The sequence below is a fragment of the Nocardia brasiliensis ATCC 700358 genome, assembly GCF_000250675.2.
GTDB lineage: Bacteria > Actinomycetota > Actinomycetes > Mycobacteriales > Mycobacteriaceae > Nocardia > Nocardia brasiliensis_B.
In genome coordinates, this window is sequence record NC_018681.1 from 3118137 (window position 1) to 3135830 (window position 17694).

The 17694-nt window shown below is 71.1% G+C and carries 14 protein-coding genes; 8 read left to right on the forward strand and 6 right to left on the reverse strand.

Annotation, left to right across the window (positions count from 1 at the left end; genetic code table 11):
- Nucleotides 1-100: 100 nt before the first annotated feature.
- From O3I_RS14150 to O3I_RS14175, 6 genes are all read right to left on the reverse strand, one after another.
- Entirely contained in the window at nt 101-547 is a 447-nt protein-coding gene (locus O3I_RS14150) for an SRPBCC family protein (protein WP_014983610.1), read from the reverse strand.
- The gene (locus tag O3I_RS14155; RefSeq protein WP_014983611.1) at nt 544-939 is read right to left on the reverse strand and encodes a nuclear transport factor 2 family protein; all 396 of its coding nucleotides are present in this window, start codon (nt 937-939) and stop codon (nt 544-546) included. The genes O3I_RS14150 and O3I_RS14155 overlap by 4 nt, the downstream gene beginning before the upstream one ends.
- Before the next feature lie 75 nt (nt 940-1014).
- On the reverse strand, nt 1015-3870 hold the full coding sequence (locus tag O3I_RS14160; protein WP_141692303.1) for an ATP-binding protein: 2856 nt from the start codon (nt 3868-3870) through the stop codon (nt 1015-1017).
- A gap of 40 nt (nt 3871-3910) precedes the next feature.
- Nucleotides 3911-5305 (reverse strand): hypothetical protein, encoded by a 1395-nt coding sequence (locus O3I_RS14165; RefSeq protein ID WP_063632322.1) that lies wholly within the window; start codon nt 5303-5305, stop codon nt 3911-3913.
- A gap of 237 nt (nt 5306-5542) precedes the next feature.
- Nucleotides 5543-6184 (reverse strand): hypothetical protein, encoded by a 642-nt coding sequence (locus O3I_RS14170; protein WP_014983614.1) that lies wholly within the window; start codon nt 6182-6184, stop codon nt 5543-5545.
- Between the two features lie 305 nt (nt 6185-6489).
- Nucleotides 6490-7155, reverse strand: a complete 666-nt coding sequence (locus O3I_RS14175) for a class I SAM-dependent methyltransferase (RefSeq protein WP_041562608.1) — start codon at nt 7153-7155, stop codon at nt 6490-6492.
- Nucleotides 7156-7251: 96 nt separating this feature from the next.
- On the opposite strand from O3I_RS14175, the gene O3I_RS14180 reads away from it, so the two are divergent.
- The 8 genes from O3I_RS14180 (at nt 7252) to O3I_RS14215 (ending at nt 17684) form a co-directional block, all read left to right on the forward strand.
- Nucleotides 7252-8040, forward strand: a complete 789-nt coding sequence (locus O3I_RS14180) for a glutamate racemase (RefSeq protein WP_014983616.1) — start codon at nt 7252-7254, stop codon at nt 8038-8040.
- A gap of 61 nt (nt 8041-8101) precedes the next feature.
- A complete protein-coding gene (locus O3I_RS14185; protein ID WP_051066603.1) occupies nt 8102-9049 on the forward strand; it encodes a winged helix-turn-helix transcriptional regulator in 948 nt (315 codons plus the stop codon).
- Between the two features lie 78 nt (nt 9050-9127).
- Nucleotides 9128-10588 carry a carotenoid oxygenase family protein gene (locus O3I_RS14190; protein ID WP_014983618.1) on the forward strand — a complete coding sequence of 487 codons (1461 nt, stop codon included), beginning with the start codon at nt 9128-9130 and terminating at the stop codon, nt 10586-10588.
- A 20-nt stretch (nt 10589-10608) separates the two neighbouring features.
- Nucleotides 10609-11601, forward strand: a complete 993-nt coding sequence (locus tag O3I_RS14195; protein ID WP_014983619.1) for an LLM class F420-dependent oxidoreductase — start codon at nt 10609-10611, stop codon at nt 11599-11601.
- Complete coding sequence (locus O3I_RS14200) at nt 11594-12790, forward strand: thiolase family protein (RefSeq protein ID WP_014983620.1); 1197 nt, start codon at nt 11594-11596, stop codon at nt 12788-12790. Before O3I_RS14195 ends, O3I_RS14200 begins: the two co-directional genes overlap by 8 nt.
- A gap of 10 nt (nt 12791-12800) precedes the next feature.
- The gene (locus O3I_RS14205; protein ID WP_014983621.1) at nt 12801-14540 is read left to right on the forward strand and encodes a class I adenylate-forming enzyme family protein; all 1740 of its coding nucleotides are present in this window, start codon (nt 12801-12803) and stop codon (nt 14538-14540) included.
- Nucleotides 14541-14584: 44 nt separating this feature from the next.
- The gene (locus O3I_RS14210) at nt 14585-15826 is read left to right on the forward strand and encodes an acetyl-CoA acetyltransferase (protein WP_014983622.1); all 1242 of its coding nucleotides are present in this window, start codon (nt 14585-14587) and stop codon (nt 15824-15826) included.
- A 256-nt stretch (nt 15827-16082) separates the two neighbouring features.
- Complete coding sequence (locus O3I_RS14215; protein WP_014983623.1) at nt 16083-17684, forward strand: hypothetical protein; 1602 nt, start codon at nt 16083-16085, stop codon at nt 17682-17684.
- Nucleotides 17685-17694: the final 10 nt, after the last annotated feature.

Consider the following 17694-nt stretch of genomic DNA (forward strand, 5'->3'; position numbering starts at 1 on the left):
TGATGCTCCTAGACGTGATCCGACCGATCTCAGGCTAACCCCGCCGTCGCCGCACGGAAGCACCTGCGGGTTTCCGCGCCCCAACCGATACCCGGCATGGTCATACGTGACCCGGCTCCGCCAACGCACGGAGCGCCGCGAGATCGCGAATCAGGTTGCGCCGCAGCATATACGCGAGCAGCGGGCCGACGGCTCGCTCGAGCCCGTGCGGGGTGAGGCGCAGCTCGAGGCGAACCAGGCAACGGCCGGGTGCCGTCGCGCACACCGTGCGCGCCCCTGCCGCGTCGGCGCCGGAAACGGTCCGCCAGGTCAAGCGGACCCCCGGCTCGACCGTGCCGACCTCGCCGAGATTGCGCCAGGTCCGGCCCGCGAACCGGAGTTCCTCGGCGGTGCGGGTGCCCGGCACGGCGAGTCCGGGCGGCTCTGCGCTCATCGCCACCACGCCGGTGCGCCACGCGCTGTCGTTGGCATAGTCGGCGACGATCTCCCAGACGTGCGCGGCGGGCCGGTCGATCGTCGTCTCCGCGGTCAGGTCATAGGTTTTCATCGCCGCGCCTCCAGCGCCGTCAGCATGGCCGGGGTGTCGAGGTAGGCGTCGTAGCCGACGACCAGGCCGTTGCGCAGATGCCAGATGTGTACCTCCGGGATGTCGAAGGGGGCGCCGCCCGGCATCGTCGTCCCGGTGGTGCGGCCGATCTGGACGACGTCGGGTCCGGCCGCGAACAGCTGCTCGGAGAGCACCGTGCTGTCGATGTGCGAGAGCAGCCTGGTGAAGAACCGCACCGCGCCGGTGTGCCCGCGGTAGCAGCCGCCCCAGGGCAGTTCCGCGGCCTGGTTGATCTCGATGTCGGGATCGAACAGGCGCGCGATGACGCCGAAATCCCGGGTTTCGAAGGCCTGATACACCTGCGCGATGAGGTCGAGGTTGGTCGATGGCATGGTTGCGTCCCTTGGTCGCGATGGCTGGAGCGACCTGTGTGCCGGCCGCTGCCGCCACTGTCACGCCGAGGCGTTTCAACCCCGCTTCACCGTGTCGGCGGTGTGGATCAGCGCCATCATCTGCGCCCACGTCAACTGCCTGCCCGCCGCCTCGGCGCGGCGCAGCTCCGCCGCGGACAGCGAGCGATCCATACGCTCCAGCAAGCCGGGATCGGCGAATTGCAGATAGCGGCGCGGATCGGCGCCGACCCGCGCCGAATGATGCAGCGCCGCGGCCCGCAGCTGCACCGCGACCTGGGGTGAGGCCAGCACCCGCAAGCCGTGCGCCCCGGCATGGACGGCGCCCAGGGCGTCGGCGATATTCGATTGCTCGGTGAACGCGGCCAGCGCCCGGTCGATGGCGGCGATCGCCTCCGCGGCCGCGTCGGCATCGTCGGCGGCGGCCAGCACCGTCCAGGCCAGCACCACATCGGCCATGCCCTGGCACCACAGGTGACCGCATTCGGCGCTGAGCTCCCGCGCGGCCCGCAACCAGCCGATGCCCGCGCTGTGCTTGCCTTCCAGCAGCAGCACGATCCCTTCGCCGAACTGCGCGCACCCGCGGATCCAATCCGGTGTCGGCAGGCGGTCCACCTCGGCGGTCAGCCGGTCCATGGTGGCCCTGGTCGCCGCCAGGTCGTCGAGCGCGGTCTGCGCGAGTCCCCGGAACATCAGCATGTGCAGCACCAACTCCCGCTCGCCGCCCTCCGCGTCGAGCAGGGCCGCGGCCGCGTCGGCGTTGGCCAGCGCGTCGCGGGGATCGCCCGCGTGGAAGGACACGATCGACAGCGCGAGCAAGCCGCGCACCCGGTCCGCCGAGGTCGCGTCGGTGGCGGCGGCGAGCGATTTCCGGATGAGGTTGCGGCCGTCCACCAGCAGACCGAGCGAGCTCCAGGCGAACTGCAACGCGGCCGTGGTCCGCAAGGCCGCCACCGGATCTCGCGCGAGGTCGTGCTCGATACCGGCTCGGATATTGGGCAACTCCGCGGCCAGCGCGCGATAGGCCGGGCCCGCCCCGTGCCCGGTCAGTACCGCGGTCTGTGCGGCGACGAACTCGCGCACCCACGCGGCGTGCGCCTCCCGGGTGGCCGCCGGATCGGGATCGTGATCCCGGCAGTAGCGGCGCATGGTCTCCAGCAGCCGGTAGCGCGGTCCGCCGGGGCCGAGATCGGCGGTGACGACCGAGCGGTCGAGCAGCGCGGCAAGGGTGGCGAGCACACCCGCCTCGGTGCGGTCCGGACGTACGGCCTCGGCGGCCTGCCACGTGAACCCGCCCTCGAAAGGCCACAGCCGCAACAGCATTGCCCGATCGGCGGCCGACAGATGGTCGACACTCCAGCCGATCGCGGCCTCCAGGCCGGTATGCCGCGAGAGCGATCCGCGCGGGGTCGCACCCAGCACGTCCAGCCGGTCGTGGATATGGGCGGCGATGCCGTGCAACCCCAGAGTGCGTTCCCGGGCGGCGGCCAGCTCGATCGCCAGGGGCAGACCGTCGACCGTCGTGCAGATCTCGCGGGCGGCCGCCAGATCGGCGTCGCCGGGCGACCAATCGGGTCGCGCGGCCCGTACCCGGTCGAGCAGCAGGCGCACCGCGGGACCGTCCGTGCCGTCCGCGGCCCGGATCGCCAGCGGTTCGAGCGTCAGCACCTGTTCGCCGTCGATGCCGAGCGACTGCCTGCTGGTCGCCAGCCCCCGCAGTCCGGGACAGCTGTCGAGCAACTGGATGGTCAGCGCGGCCACCGGCTCGATCAGGTGCTCGCAGTTGTCGAGTACGAGCAGGCCGGGTTGCAAGGTCAGTGCCCGGCGCACCAGCGCGGCGGGATCACCGGCGAGATGGACCAGGCCGAGCGCGGTGGCGACGGCGAGCACCACGGCGTCCGGATCGTGCACGTCGCCGAGTCGCACCAGCCAGCGATCCGTGGTGGAATCCGTTGCGGCGCAATACTCTACGGCCAGTCGCGTCTTGCCGATCCCGGCCGCGCCGACCACGCTGACCAGCCGTCCGGCGGCGACCAGCGCACCGGTTCGCCGCATCTCGTCCTGCCGTCCGACGAACGACGAGAGCGGCCGCCCGATCACCTGGCGCACCGGCCGCTCCGGGGCGCTGGCCTGCACCGCGGGCGGCTGCGGTGGCGTCGCGAGCAGCAGCCCCGGGTCCTGGTCGAGCATGCGGCGCTCCAACGCGCGCAGCGCCGGTCCCGGCTCGACGCCGAGTTCCTCGATCAGCAATTCCCGGACCCGGCGCAATTCGGCCAGTGCCTGTGCTTGGCGGCCACTGCGATACAGGCCCAGCGCGAGCAATTCCCAGCGCCGCTCCCGGAAGGGGGCGGCGGTGACCGCCTCGACGAGGTCGGCCACCGCCGCGGCCGTCTGCCCGCCGGCCAGACGCGCCGCTTGTAGCTCCTCGACCGCGCCGTCGCGCAGCTCGGTCAGCCGCGCCCGCTCGGCCGAAAGTACCGGCGCGTCATCCAATTCGAGCCAGGGCAGGCCGCGCCACAGCTCGAGCGCCGCGGCGAAGCAGCGCGCCGCGCCGTCGGCGTCCGTGGTGGCGAGCAGGCGCATGCCGTTGGCGATCAGCTCGGTGAACCGGCTGAGGTCGGTCCACTCCGGTCGCATCGCGAGTTGATAGCCGAATGCCGTGCGCGGTAGGCACTCTCGATGCCCGGGGCCGAGCACCGTGCGCAGCCGGGAGGCGAGCACCCGCATCGTCGCGACGGCCTGCTGCGGCTGGTCGGCGCCCCACACCAGCTCGGCTAGCACGTCGTCGGAGACCGGTGTGCCGATGGTGGTCGCCAGCGCCGCGAAGAATCGCCGCGGCACCCGGCCACCCACGTCCACGACCCGGCCGTCCACCTCGACCACGATCGGGCCGAGCACCCGAACAAACAGCACGTCCAGAGCGTAACCGCCGCGCAGGGCGTCCGGACGCCGGTTATCCGACCCCGGGCGTCGCCGCGGTCGCGCGGAAATCCAGCAGGTCATGCCGGAGCCGGGCATCGGGTTCGCGGGCGGCGGCCGCGGCTATCCAGCTCGCGGCGTCGGCCGGGCGAGCGTGCGGCGGCCAGGATCGCAGGGTGACCAGCGCGGCGCGGCGGCAGCGGCTCACGCGGTTGGCCAGGGCGGTCGAGACCAGGTGCGGGCCCTTGCCGGGGCGGTCGCGCAGCTCCCGGACGACGATCTCCAGCGCCAGATCCGTTTCGTACTCCGCGGTGAGTCCTACGGCTTCGGTCGGTCCAGACGCCAGCTCGGCAAGAGGCAAGACGTCCTCGGCGAGTTCGATCATCGTGTCGATGGTGTCGTCCCCGGCCCGGCGCATGGCCCACTGCCAGACGAAGACGTTGTCGCGGTGGGCACGCAGATGGGCGATGGCGTACGGCAGCGCCGCCATTCCGAGCCGTCCCGCACAGGAGAGCGCGGTCCGGAACGTGCCCGGCGGCTGGGCCGTGATCAGCAGATCCGTGACGAGCTCGCGCCACCGCGGCTGCGCCAGCAACGCCGCATAGCGCGCCGCGAGGCGTCCGGGTTCGTCTGCGGGCCAATCGAATTCGCCACGGCGCACCAGGTCGTCGAGCATGAGGGCCGCATCCAGCCGGTCGATGGTGGGTTCGGCGTCGGCGAGGAGTTCGGCGAAACGGTGCATGGCCGGTACGGCATCGTCGTAGTCGTGGATGTCCTTGGCCGGTCCGCCGAGCGCGAGGGCGCGCAGGATGTCCGCCGCGCCGTCGAGCAGGGCATCGTCGACCTCGGGTTCGAGCAACGCCTCGTAGAGGCCGCCGGTGGTGGCGGCCAGGTGTGCGAGGTACTCGTTCATCACGTCGTTGCGGAAGCCCTCGCGCAGCAGCCAGGCCTGTACCTCGGGGTCGCGGCAGCCGGCCAGGCGTTCCACCGCGTGGATCCGGCCCCAGCCGGAAAGTCGTTGCGCGAGAGCGAAAACCGCACGGTGCGGGTCGGGCTGGGTGTTCATGAGGGCGACGACGGCGAAGAGTGCGAACTCCTCCAGCGTGCCGAGGAGCTGGAGCAGTTCGGCGTCGCGTTCGTCGCCGCTGACGCCGAGCAGCACGATGCCCAGTTTCGCCACCTCGCGGCGGGTGGCCTGTTCGGTGACCAATCGTGCTGCCGTGCGCAGCTTTTCGCGGGAGATATCGCGGGAACGCAGCTCCTGCACCAGTTCGTCGGCCACCCGGACGGCCTGTTCCTCGGCGAGCAATTCCAGTAGCCGGGTCGAATCGTGCAGATGGCCGAGAATCCGATCGGCCAGCTCGGCGACCGGTGGCGCTTCGGCGACGAGATGGTGCGTCACCACGCCGTCGAAGACCACACTCGGCATGGCGAATCCGTGCGAACCGCGGGGTTTTTCGTCTGGTAGCGGATGTCCGTCGTCCGGCCAGGGGCCGGGTCCGTGCAGTGCGGCGAGTGATAGCGCGTGGGCCACGAAGGTGGCCTCGCGGGGGCTCATCGGCCCGGGCGCAGCACGCCCTTTCCATCGAAGATCATGGGGACGAGGATGGCATCTCGTCGCGTGCTCCGCAAGGCATGCGCTGAATCATGCTGTGCGCCAGTGGTTTCAAACCTCCTGACCGAGCAGGTCGGCGAGTGATCGAGGCGTCCAAGCCAGATCTGCGCCGGGGCGGGTGGCGAGATAGGTCGCGGCGGCTTCGACCGACCACCCGTGCGCCTCGATCAAACCGGCGGCGAGGTGGCGCAGGTAGGTCGGCGAGGGCGCGTTGCCGGGGAGCGTGTCGTGCCGCCACGGTGCGGTGCAGGTGAGGATCGGGTGACCATCGAATTCTCCTGCGTACGAAAGGGTTTCATACCGACCCGGGCCCAGTGGATCCCGGCCGCAGCGGATCGCGGTGGTCAGATCCAGGTCGGTGCCGGGCGGCCGGTACATCTCCTGGGCGGCGATATCGGAGAACTGGGCGGCGGTGAGCAGATAGGCGCGGGCCGCGGTCTCGCCCGGCCCGTCCGGGTCGTAGAAGGCGCGCCCACCCGTCCACACCAGCGATTCGGTGGCGAAGTACAGCAGCCCGGGCAGCATGATCGGCATCGAACGCGCCGGCTCGGCAGCGTCCCGGCACCCCGGCACGGCCCGCAGCCCACCCGCCGGCGTGCCGCCGCGCAGATAGCAACGCAGCCTGCTCAGGTGCATATTCGACCCGTAGGCCGCGTACCAGACCCGCCCCGGTGCCGCGCCGTTCGCCGTCACCGCACCATTGTGCCGCCTTGCCGCCTTGCCGCCTTGCCGCCTGCCGCCTGCCGCCTGCCGTCGCTGCGGGCCACCCCGCCTGCCGGTTGTCGTCGCTGCGGGCCACCCCGCCTGCCGGTTGTCGCCGCGGGCCACCCCGCCTGCCGCTTGTCGCTGCGGGCTCCTCCGTCAGTCGCCGCCTGTCCCCGAGGGGCGCCCGGCTCCCGCCTGCCGCCGAGGCCCGCCCGCTCCCGCCTGGCGCGGCGGGCCGCTCTGTCAGTCGCTGCCGCGGGGTCGCCCGCCCCGCCTGGCGTTGCGGGACTGCGTCAGTCGCGCCGGAACACGGCGCGCCAGCGGATGAAATCGGGCCGCCCGGCGGGCGCCACCTGCTCGACCTTCACCGAGTGCAGGTCATCACCGGCGAAGGCGTCGATCTCGGCTCGGGTGAGCGGCCACGGCGGTCCGTCCACCTCTTCGTCGTCGGCTCGGATTCCGGCGATCACCAGCAGATCACCGCCGGGCGCCACGAGGGCGGCGACGTTCGCGGTCGCCGTGGCGCGCACCGACGGCGGCATCGACTGCACGGTGATCGATTCGACGACCAGGTCGAACGCGCCCGTCCACGCGGCGGGCGGCGCCAGCAGGTCGGCCACCGTGTACTCCACCTGTGAGGCCGGAAATCGTTCGCGCGCGGTCTTTATCGCGGTGGCGGAGATATCGAAGGCGGTGGTCCGGAAACCGAGCCCGGCCAGGTGCTCGGCGTCGCGGCCCAATCCGCAGCCGACCACCAGTGCCCGCATCCCGCCGTCGGCCCGCTCGTGCCGCTCCAGCCAGTCGACCAGCAGCGCGTTCGGGTCCGCCGCGTCCCACGGCACGATCGCGGCGCCGTCCGCAGCCGCGACGTACAGCTGCTCGAACCAGCCCGTCGGGTCGTCCTGCGCGAGCGAGGCCGCGGCCAGCCGTTTCGTATCCACATCACGAGAATCGGTCACTCGGCGAGTCTCTCAGCCGCCCCCGCGCGCCGCACGGTGAGTCTCGCCGCATCGGCCGGGCGCGGCGCACGACCCGGCACCGGGCATGATCGGCGCATGACCGCACTGCACAGGCCGATCGCCGTCTTCGACGCCGGGCTCGGCAGCTATTCGGCGGTGGCTCTGCTGCATCAGCGGCTGCCCGACCGCGACATCGTCTACCTCGCCGACCGGGCCAGCTTCCCCTACGGCGCGAAGGACCGGGCGGAGCTGCTCGCGGTGGTCGACCGGGCGGTGCGCTTCCTCGGCACCTACGACCCGAGCGCCATCCTGCTGGCCTCCAACGCGCCCTCGGTGACCATCCTCGACGAGCTGCGCAGCCCGGTGCCGATCTTCGGTGTGCGCCCGCCGGTGCGCGAGGCGTTGGCGGTGGGCGATGAGGTCGCGGTGCTGGGCGTGCGTTCGCTGGTGCAGAGCATCGAGCTGGCGGAATTCCTTCGCGCGGAAGCGGGTTCGGCATTGTCCCGGGTGCATGCGGTGAACGCGTCGGCGCTGGTCGAGTTGGTGGAGAGCGGCGATTTCCTGTTCCGGCGTGCGCACACCGCCGCGGTGATCGGCGCATTCATGGACGAGTTGCTCGCCGCGCATCCCGGGATCGAGGCGATCACTCTGTCCAGCACGCACCTGCCGTGGTTGCGCGACTATTTCGAGCGTGCACGGCCCGAACTGCGCCTGTTCGACCCGATCGAGGGCGTGGTGGATCGCATCCGCCCGCTCACCACCGCGGGTACCGGCAGCGTGCGCGGTCTGGTCACCGAGAGCGCGCAGTATCCGGCCGAGGAGTTCCGGGCCATGCTCGCGCGCTTGGCGATCGAACTCGAGCTGGAGTCGGTCGTCATTCCCTGAGCCCGGAGCGTATCAACTACAGTTAACGAAGTGCACTAGCGACCGGGAAGGGTGAATGCGGATGGCTGTGGACCCGAGCGACGCGGCACCCCCCGACGTGCATCCCGTGGCGGCCACCTTCGACCTGCTCGGCGACCGTTTGACGCTGACCGTCCTGCGGCACGCCTTCGTCGACCACACCCGCCGTTTCAACCAGTGGATCGAACGCACCGGTGCGGCGCCCGCGGTACTCACCGCGCGGCTCAGCGCGCTCGTCGACGCCGGTGTGTTCGTGCGCGAGCCGCAGCCGGGCGCGCCGGACCGGTTCGACTACCTGCTGACCGACCTCGGCCTGGCGACCTGGGAGATCCTGGTCGCGGTGTGGGGCTGGCAGCGCGAATGGACCGCCGCGGGGGCGCTGCATCCTGAGCTGGTGCACGACGAGTGCGGGCATCGCGGGCCGCCGGTATTGCTGTGCCGCGGCTGCGGGCACACGGTGACTGCGCGCGACACCGAGGTGACACTCGGTGACGATGCGCTGTGGCGCTTCACTTCCAGCGGCCGGCGCCGTGGGCGAACGCCGCTGCCGGACCGGCCGGATATGCGGTTCGACGAGGTGATGGTCGCCATCGGGGACCGGTGGAGTGCCACGGTGACCGGTCTCGCGCTCGCCGGTGTGCGACGGTTCGGCGATTTCCGTGCGGCCATGAACATGTCGCCGACCACCTTGACCGAGCGTTTGTCGCGGCTGTGTGCGGCCGAGATCCTGCGCCGGTCCGGGGACGGGGCCGGTCGCGAGTACCGGCTGACACCGCGTGGCCGGGCGTTGTTCCCAGTCTTCGCCTTCCTGCTCGCCTGGTCGGAATCGGCGCATCCCGGCGCGGCCGAACCGGGCCTGCGGATCCGGCATCGCGGGTGCGGTGCGCGGCTGCGGCCTGCGCTGCGCTGCCGCGGCTGCGACGCCACGCTCGCGCGCACCGACGTGCGCTTCGAGCCGGTGCCGCGGCCGGTGCTCGACCCGTTCGCGTGACGTCGGCACCAGCCACTCTTGACACCTGCTCGTGAGACGCGTATCACTTCAATAACTGTAGTGAAGGGTTGGCGACTCATGACGCTGAACGAAGAACTCATCGCACCGGCGGCGCAGGCGCTGACCAATCCGTACCTGGAAGGGCCATACGCGCCCACCGCGGACGAGATCACCGCGACCCAGCTCACGGTCCTGCACGGCGAACTCCCGGCCGACCTCGACGGCGTTTACGTGCGCAACGGGCCCAACCCGCAATTCGCGCCGCTCGGCCGCTACCACTGGTTCGACGGCGACGGCATGCTGCACGCGGTGCATTTCGAGCACGGCAGCGCCACCTACCGCAACCGCTACATCCGCACCGACGAGTTCGAGGCCGAGCGGGCGGCGGGAACGGCGTTGTGGCGCGGCGTGATCGAGCCGTGGGACGACAACCCGCCCGGCGATCGCCGGGAACGCAACTCCGCCAACACCGATGTGGTCTTCCATCACGGCAACCTGCTCTCGCTCTGGTACCGCGCGGGCAAACCCTATGCGCTGGATCCGATCAGCCTCGAGACCCGCGGCGTCGACACCTTCGGCGGCACGCTGCCCGGTGAGGTCTCCGCACACGCGAAAGTCGATGAGCGCACCGAGGAATTCGTCTTCTTCGACTACGGCATCCACGCGCCGTACCTGCGCTACGGCGTCGCCGATCCCTCGGGTCTGGTCACCCATTACACCGGACTGGAGCTGCCGGGCCCGCGGCTGCCGCATGACATGGCGATCACCGAAAATTATTCGATCCTCATGGATTTGCCGCTCTACAACGATCCCCGGGCCGCCGCGGCGGGGCGGTTCAAGCTCTTCTTCGATCGCACGCTGCCGAGCCGCTTCGCGGTGCTGCCCCGGCGCGGCGACGGGGCACGGGCGCAGTGGTTCGAGGCCGCGCCGGGCTACATCTATCACACGGTCAACGCGTGGGAGGAGGGCGAGCAGATCGTCCTGGTGGTCTGCCGGGTGTCGAAGCCGAGTCCGGTCTCCGATCGGACGAACCCGCTGGCCCAATTGCTCGCGTACTTGCGTCCCGAGGCGAAACTGCATCGCTACCGGTTCGATCTGCGCACCGGCGCCACCGTCGAAGAGCCGATGGACGACGTCAACACCGAGTTCCCGGCCATCGATCAGAGTCGCACCGGTCAGCGCGGCCGATGGTCGTATCAGATGCGGCTCTCGGTGGACCGCACCATGCTGTTCGACGCCGTCATCAAGTACGACGTGCGCACCGGCGCCAAGCAGACCCAGCCGTTCGGCGACGGGTTCTTCGGCAGCGAACTCACCGTGGTGCCGCGGGCGGGCGCCGTCGACGAGGACGACGCGTGGCTGACGATGTTCGCGTTCAACAGCCATACCCAGTTGTCGGAGGTGTGGATCTACCACGCCGCCGATCTCGCGGCCGGTCCGGTGTGCCGCCTGGGCCTGCCGGTCCGGGTGCCGTTGGGATTTCATGCCACGTGGGTCAGTGGCGAGCGCATGCGTGCGGCCGCCCAGCCGGTCGGGTGAGCGTGGAGCGTGCCGGGACGATGAGCGCGTCCGATCGTCCGGCGTCGAGTGTGAGCCTGCCGTATTGGCAGGATCGGGACCCGCTGGACGCGCTCGCCGTCGCCGCGGCCGCCGAACAGCTCGGCTTCGATCGCTTGTGGGTCGGGGAGATGGCGACGTTCGACGCGTTCGCGCTGGCCACCGCGATCGGCCTCGCGCCGGGGCGGATGCCGCTGTGCATCGGGCCGCTCGCCGTCGACGTGCGCACCCCCGCGACCATCGCCATGGGTGTCGCGAGCGTGGCCGCGCTCACCGGCCGTGCCGTCGATGTCGCCATCGGCAGTTCCAGCACCGTCGTGGTGCGCGGCTGGCACGGCCGGGAAAGACGCGGCACCGCAGCGCATCTGGCGGAGTCGGCGCAGATCCTGCGCGGCCTGCTCGCAGGGAAGAAGGTCGATTTCACCGGCACGATCGAGCGCACGTCGGGATACCGGCTGCGCCTGGCCGCACCGTCCGCGTCGATCACCGTCGCCGCCTTCGGGCCCCGCGCGCTGGCCGCGGCGGCCCGCACCGCCGACCGTGTGGTGCTGAATCTCGTGACACCGGAACAGGTCTCGCGCTGTGCCGCAGCCGTGCGCGCCGCGGCGCGCCGGGCGAGCCTGCCCGATCCGGCGATCTCGGTGTGGGTCACCGCCGCCGCGGACCCGTCCGCGGACATCCTCGCGACCGTTCGCCGCGGTGTGGTGGGCTACCTGCGCGCACCCGGCTACGACGCGATGTTCACCGAGGCGGGTTTCGGCGATCTGGTCCGGCTCGCGCAGACCGGCGCGCACCCGCGTGACGTGCTGGCGGCCGTCCCGGACGAATTACCAGCCGCTGTAGGCCTTTTCGGCGACGATACCGCACTGCACCACCGGGTCGCCGCCTACCGCGCCGCGGGCGCGGACGAAATCGTCATCGTCCCCGCCACCTCGGCAGCGGACCCCGCTGCCCGGCACACGCTGACAACCCTTGCGAGGATCTGCCATGCCTGACACACAGTCCGGCGCTTACATTTACGACGCCGTTCGGCTGCCGCGGGGCCGTGTGCGCAAAGACGGGGGCACGCTCGCGGAGGTGCCGCCCTACGAGCTGTTCGGTCAACTCCTGACCGCGCTCGAAAGCCGCTCGCTGCCACCGGATTCCGTTGACGACATCGTGGTCGGCGTCAGCACCGTGGTGGGGGAGCAGGGCGGTGACCTCGCGCGGGCGGCGGCGCTGTGGGCAGGCTGGCCGGACGGGGTGCCCGGCGGGGTGGTGTCGCGGCTGTGCTGCTCGGGGCTGGACGCGGTCGAGACCGCCGCCGCCCGGGTGGCCGCCGGGTACGCGGATCTCATCGTCGCGGGTGGCGTCGAATCGATGTCCCGGGTGCCGATGCTCGCGGATCGGCCCGCCATCGCCACCGACGCCGACCTCGGGGAGCGCACGGGCTTCGTGACGATCGGCGTCTCGGCCGATCTCACCGCGGCCGCCGCGGGCATCACCCGCGCCGAACTCGACGAGTACGCGGTGTCATCGCATCAGCGAGCCACGGCCGCAACGGTTTCCGGCTCGGTGGTACCGGTGCGCAAGGGCGGCACGATACTGCTCGCCGCCGACGAGGGCGCCCGGGCCGACGCGAGCACCGCGACCTTCGCGGCGCTACCCGCCCTGTTCGGCGCCGATCCGGCATGGCAGCGGGTGGCGCGCCGCCTGCCCGGCGCGCCACATCCGGCCGACGGCCTGCACACGATCGCGACCGCGCCGCAGCTGGCCGACGGAGCGTCCGCGCTGGTCATCGGCAGCAGGCGGGCGGAGCAACGGCTCGGCGGACCGCCACTGGCCCAGATCGTCGGCAGCGCGCAGACGGCCGTGCGTTCCCCGCTGCTCACCGCGCCGAGCACCGCCGCCCGGCTGGCGCTCGACCGGGCCGGGCTCACCGTCGCCGATCTCGACGTGCTCGAGCTCAACGAATCCTTCGCCGTCACACCGATTCTGCTCACCCGCGAACTCGGCGTGGATCCGGCGCGGGTGAATCCGGTCGGTGGCGCCCTCGCGGTCGGGCATCCGCTCGGCGCGACGGGCGGCAACCTGATCGTCCAGGCGCTCGACGCGCTCACTCGTACGGGTGGCGAACACGCACTCGTCGCCATTCCCGCCGCACTGGGGCTCGGCTCCGCGCTGGTGCTGCGGCTTCTCCGCTGAAGGATCGCCCATGCCCGAGTCGTCCACCACCGCAACCGATACCGGCGCCCGCACGGACGTGCCCACGTGTCACCCCGCGGACCGGGTCCGCGAGTATCTGGCCCGGGGCTGGTGGCAGCCGGAAACACTGCCCGACCTGCTCCGGCAACGGGTCGAGGCCGCACCGGAGGCGTCGGCGATCTCCGATCCGGCCAACCTCGCTGCGCTGACCGGCGCGTCGCCGCGCAGCCTCACGTGGCGGGAACTGGACGAGCACAGCGCCGATCTGGCGGCGGTGCTGTACCGCAACGGGATTCGGCAGGGCGATACCGTGGCGGTGCAGCTCCCGAACTCGATCGCGTTGACCGCCGCCTATTTCGCGCTGTGGCGGCTCGGCGCGATCGCCACACCGATGCCCGCCTCGTTCCGCCGCCGCGAGCTGTCCGGCATCGTCACCGCCGCCGGCGCCACCGCGGTGATCACGGCGGGGACGTTGTCCGGCCGCGAACTGGCCGGGGACGCACTGGAAGTGGCGGACACCGTGTTCGTCTTCGGCCCGGGCGTGCCGGACGGGGCGATCCCGCTGGACGGCCCGGTGGCCGCCGCGGACCGCGAGCGGCTGCGGTTCTATGTGCGCGGCCTGACGGTCTCGGTGAACGATCGGGTCACCGTCTGCTGGACCAGTGGCACCGAGGCCGCGCCGAAGGGGGTGCCGCGGTGTCACGGCGACTGGCTCGCCATGGCGTGGGGCGTGCAGGACGGGCTGCGTCTCACCCCGGAATCGGTGCTGCTCAACCCTTTTCCGATGGTCAACATGGCGGGTTTCGCGGCGGCGTTGCTGCCGTGGCTGCTCGTCGGCGGGCACCTGGTGCAGCACCAGCCGCTGGACCTGCCCGTGTTCCTCGGCCAGATCGCGCGGCATCGGGTGACGCACACCAGCATGCCGCCCGCGCTGCTGACGATGCTGCTGCACAACGAGACCTTGCGCGCGTCCGCGGATCTCACCTCGTTGCAGCGGGTCGGCTCGGGCGGCGCGCCGTTGCCGCCGAGCGTGGTGCGCGGCTGGCAGGACGAACTCGGCATCGCGGTGCTGAATTTCTTCGGCTCCAACGAGGGCGTCTGCCTGATGAGCGCGCCCGAGGACATCCCCGATCCGCTCACTCGCGCACAGCATCTGCCGCGCTACGGCGCGCCCGGGGTGCGCTGGGCCACCCGGCTCGCCCGGAGCACGACGGTGAAACTCGTCGATGTCGGTACCGGCGCGGCGGTGACCGCCATCGGTGGCACCGGTGAACTGCGGCTGGCCGGGCCCGCCGTGTTCGGCGGCTATCTGCCCGGCACCGCGACGAGCGAGCCGTTCGACGCGGACGGATTCCTGTGCAGCGGAGACGTCTTCGAGCTGTGCGGCGTCGACGGCCGGTATCTGCGGTTCGTGGACCGGATCAAGGAGATCATCATCCGCGGCGGGATGAACATCGCGCCCGCCGAGATCGAGGGCCTGCTGGCCGATCACCCGGCCGTCGCCGATATCGCGGTCGTCGGCTACCCCGACGCGGTCCTCGGCGAGAAGTGCTGCGTCTTCGTGGTTCCGGCGCCCGGCACCACGGTCACGCTGGCCGAGCTGGTCGAGCATCTGCGCGAGCGCGAGGTGGCCTCGTTCAAGCTGCCCGAGCGACTGGAGCTGGTCGAGGCGCTGCCGCGCAACCCGGTCGGCAAGCTACTGCGGCGCGAGCTGCGGGAGACACTGCGGGACAACGGCGTCGAGACCTGACCGGGCCCGTCCCGACCCGCCACGCACGAGAGACCGGAGTACTCATGTCCACCAGCACCATTCACCTACTGGGCGGCAGCCAGACCGATTTCGCGGTCAACTGGCATCGGTCCGGCCACGGCTTCGACGCGCTCGTCGCGGCGGTGCTCGCCCCGGCCTTCGAGGCCACCGGCGTCGGGCCGGACGAGATCGAGGTGATCCACGTCGGTAATGCCTTCGGACAGCTGTTCACCGGGCAGGGGCAGCTCGGCGCCATGCCCGCCACCGTCTGTCCCGAGCTGTGGGGTGTGCCGGCGAGCAGGCACGAAGCCGCCTGTGCCTCGGGCAGTATGGCGCTGCTGGCCGCGATGGCAGACCTGGCGGCGGGACGCTACGACTGCGCGCTGGTGCTCGGCGCCGAGCTGGAGAAGACCGTGCCGGGGGAGCAGGCGGCGGGCTATCTGGGGGCCGCGGCCTGGGTGGGCCACGAGGCACCGGGCGCGAAGTTCGTGTGGCCGACCATGTTTGCCGCCCTCGCCGACGAATACGACCGCCGCTACGGCCTCGACGAGGCGCATCTGCGCGCGATCAGCGAACTCAACATCACCAATGCCCGCGCCAACCCGGCCGCGCAGACCAGGAACTGGACCTACTCCCCGGACAGCTTCGCCGCCGACGACACCGCGAACCCGCGGGTGGCGGGCAGGTTGCGCCGCCAGGATTGCAGCCAGATGACCGACGGGGCCGCGGCCGTCGTCGTGGTGTCGGACCGATTCCTGGCGCGGCGCACCGATTTACGGCCCGGACGACGCGCGGTGATCAGCGGCTGGGGACACCGCACGGCAGGGCTACCGCTGGCGGAAAAACTGCGGGTCGCGGCGGACGACCCGTATGTCTTCCCGCATGTGCGCACGACCGTCCTGGACGCGCTGGCGCGCGCCGGATTGCCTGCCATCGACGCCGTGGACGGCGTCGAGGTGCACGACTGCTTCGCCATGTCGGAGTACATGGCGATCGATCATCTCGGTATCACGGGGCCCGGGGAGAGCTGGAAAGCGGTGGAAACGGGCGAAATCGGGCGAAACGGCCGGATTGCTGTCAACCCGGGTGGCGGATTGATCGGGGGTGGCCATCCGGTGGGGGCGACCGGGGTGCGTATGGTGCTCGACGCGTACAAGCAGGTGACCGGGCAGGCAGGAGATTATCAAGTGCCGGACGCACGTCGATTCGCGACCCTCAACATCGGCGGGAGCGCCACGACCGCAGCGAGTTTCGTGGTCGAGGCCGCGACGCGCCCGAACGAGTGAGGCTTTGCCCGGCCGCCTCCGTGCGGCCCAGAAACCCCGTAGCGAACATCGGGCGTTTCGGCGCGTCGTGCCCGCGACACGGTCATCGTGAACCGTTCAGTCTGGTACGCGCACCGGTGAAAACCGTGTCGCGGCACGCCGCATTCACCCGGCAAATCGACACTTTTCGCTGGCAACGGTGCGTCGTCCGGAAATGCGATGTAGCCTTCTCCCGCGTGATCACTTGTCTGCCATCGAATCTCCTCCTGGAGCCTAAATGACCATCCAGCATCCCATCGAGGACGAGGTCACGCAGCTGGCGAAGCGGGTCGAAAAGGCTCGTGGCCGGCTGGCATACCAATTCGATCCCGCGTTGACCGAAGCGCTGTCCGAGGACGAGCTGCAGGCGGAACGCGAGCTGGCCGAGCGAATTCGTGGCCAGGATCGTGGTCAGCGCTGGAAAGAGGCTCAGGCCGCCGCGTCGGCGGCCGACCGCGCCAGGCAGACCACCGAAGCCATCGAAAAGGCCGACATGCGAGATCTCCTGATGGCCCGCAAGGCCATTGCGTCACAGCGCCGTGAGTCGAGCCCGCATGCCAAACTGGCCTCGCTGTATCGGCATCGGTCCTGGTCGCTGCGCGCACTGGCGGGTGTCGTCGGCGCGGGCATGCTGTGGTCGGCAGTGAACGTGCAGCAGAACATCGCGCCCGGCGGGGTCGACGATCCGCTGTTCTGGTTCAGCTATCTGCTGGAGGCGATGATCAGCGTCTGCTTGATCATCATCATGATCGGCACCAACAAGGTGGCCGAATGGGGCATCGTCGACAACCGCAAGCAGGTCGTCGCCGCCGAGGTCGCGCTGCTGTCGCTGACCGTCACCCTGAACACCTACCCGTACGTGCGCGCGGAGCAGTGGTACGACGCCGCCGTGCACGCCGTCGCGCCGGTGATGATCGGTGTGGCACTGCTGATTCACGACGCGGCCAGCGCCCGCTACGGACTTGCGATCCACCGGGCCACCGAGCAGGTCCGCGACCTGCCGGATCCGGCCGAGCAGATCCGGCGCACGCTGCCGCCGATCGCCAGCTACCGGATGGACCGGCGGACCTCGGACGTGATGGCGGCGAGCGCGATCGCCGAACTCACCGTGGAGCCGGAGCCGGATCCGCTGGCGGAGTTGGGCGCCGGCCCGAGCACCGCCGTCGTCGATCCGGAGATCGATGTCGTGGTGCAGGACGACGACGCCGTCACCGAGAAGAAGCCCGCGGTGTCGGGCTCGGCGTTCCGCGGCGCGACCGCGTTCGAGGCGACCTCGACCTACGAGAAGCTCGCCGCGCTGGACAAGCTCGTCGAGGCCGACAGCGCCACCGCGTTCTCGGCCACCTCCGAGAACGGTCGCACCGCAGTCGATTCCGAGGTCCGCACGGTGCCGAACGGCGCGGAGGTCGCGGCCACGGCGCCGGCCAGGAACGGTAAGTCCGCCGAGTTGCCCGCCGCGAAGAGCAAGCCCGCCGCGGCGAGCACCGAGAAGCGTGCGGCCGAGACCAAGCCGGCCGCGGCGAGCCCGGCGGCCAAGAACGGCGCCGTCAAGCCTGCCGCACCCGAGGTGACTCCGGCTAAGCCCGCCACCCCGGCGGCGAAGCCCGTTTCCGCGGCACAGTCGGCCGGCGCGACGACGGCGGCGATCAAGCGTCAGGACACCGAAAAGCCCGGCGGGGCAGCCGATACCAAGGATGCGCTGCCGACCCCGGAGATCCACGACACCGGCCAGTTCCGCATCGCCGAGATCTTGGAGCAGGAGCTCGCCGAACTGCAGGCGGCACGTCGCCGGGCCCGCACCAACCGCAAGACCTCGCCCGCCGCGGGACGCGATCGCTGAGCGCGTGACA

Bases quoted from the DNA above. Each gene is read 5' to 3' on its own strand.
- O3I_RS14150 (WP_014983610.1), bottom strand. From the start codon at position 547: ATGAAAACCTATGACCTGACCGCGGAGACGACGATCGACCGGCCCGCC.
- O3I_RS14155 (WP_014983611.1), bottom strand. From the start codon at position 939: ATGCCATCGACCAACCTCGACCTCATCGCGCAGGTGTATCAGGCCTTC.
- O3I_RS14165 (WP_063632322.1), bottom strand. From the start codon at position 5,305: ATGCCGAGTGTGGTCTTCGACGGCGTGGTGACGCACCATCTCGTCGCC.
- O3I_RS14180 (WP_014983616.1), top strand. From the start codon at position 7,252: ATGACCGCACTGCACAGGCCGATCGCCGTCTTCGACGCCGGGCTCGGC.
- O3I_RS14185 (WP_051066603.1), top strand. From the start codon at position 8,102: ATGGCTGTGGACCCGAGCGACGCGGCACCCCCCGACGTGCATCCCGTG.
- O3I_RS14190 (WP_014983618.1), top strand. From the start codon at position 9,128: ATGACGCTGAACGAAGAACTCATCGCACCGGCGGCGCAGGCGCTGACC.
- O3I_RS14195 (WP_014983619.1), top strand. From the start codon at position 10,609: ATGAGCGCGTCCGATCGTCCGGCGTCGAGTGTGAGCCTGCCGTATTGG.
- O3I_RS14200 (WP_014983620.1), top strand. From the start codon at position 11,594: ATGCCTGACACACAGTCCGGCGCTTACATTTACGACGCCGTTCGGCTG.
- O3I_RS14205 (WP_014983621.1), top strand. From the start codon at position 12,801: ATGCCCGAGTCGTCCACCACCGCAACCGATACCGGCGCCCGCACGGAC.
- O3I_RS14210 (WP_014983622.1), top strand. From the start codon at position 14,585: ATGTCCACCAGCACCATTCACCTACTGGGCGGCAGCCAGACCGATTTC.
- O3I_RS14215 (WP_014983623.1), top strand. From the start codon at position 16,083: ATGACCATCCAGCATCCCATCGAGGACGAGGTCACGCAGCTGGCGAAG.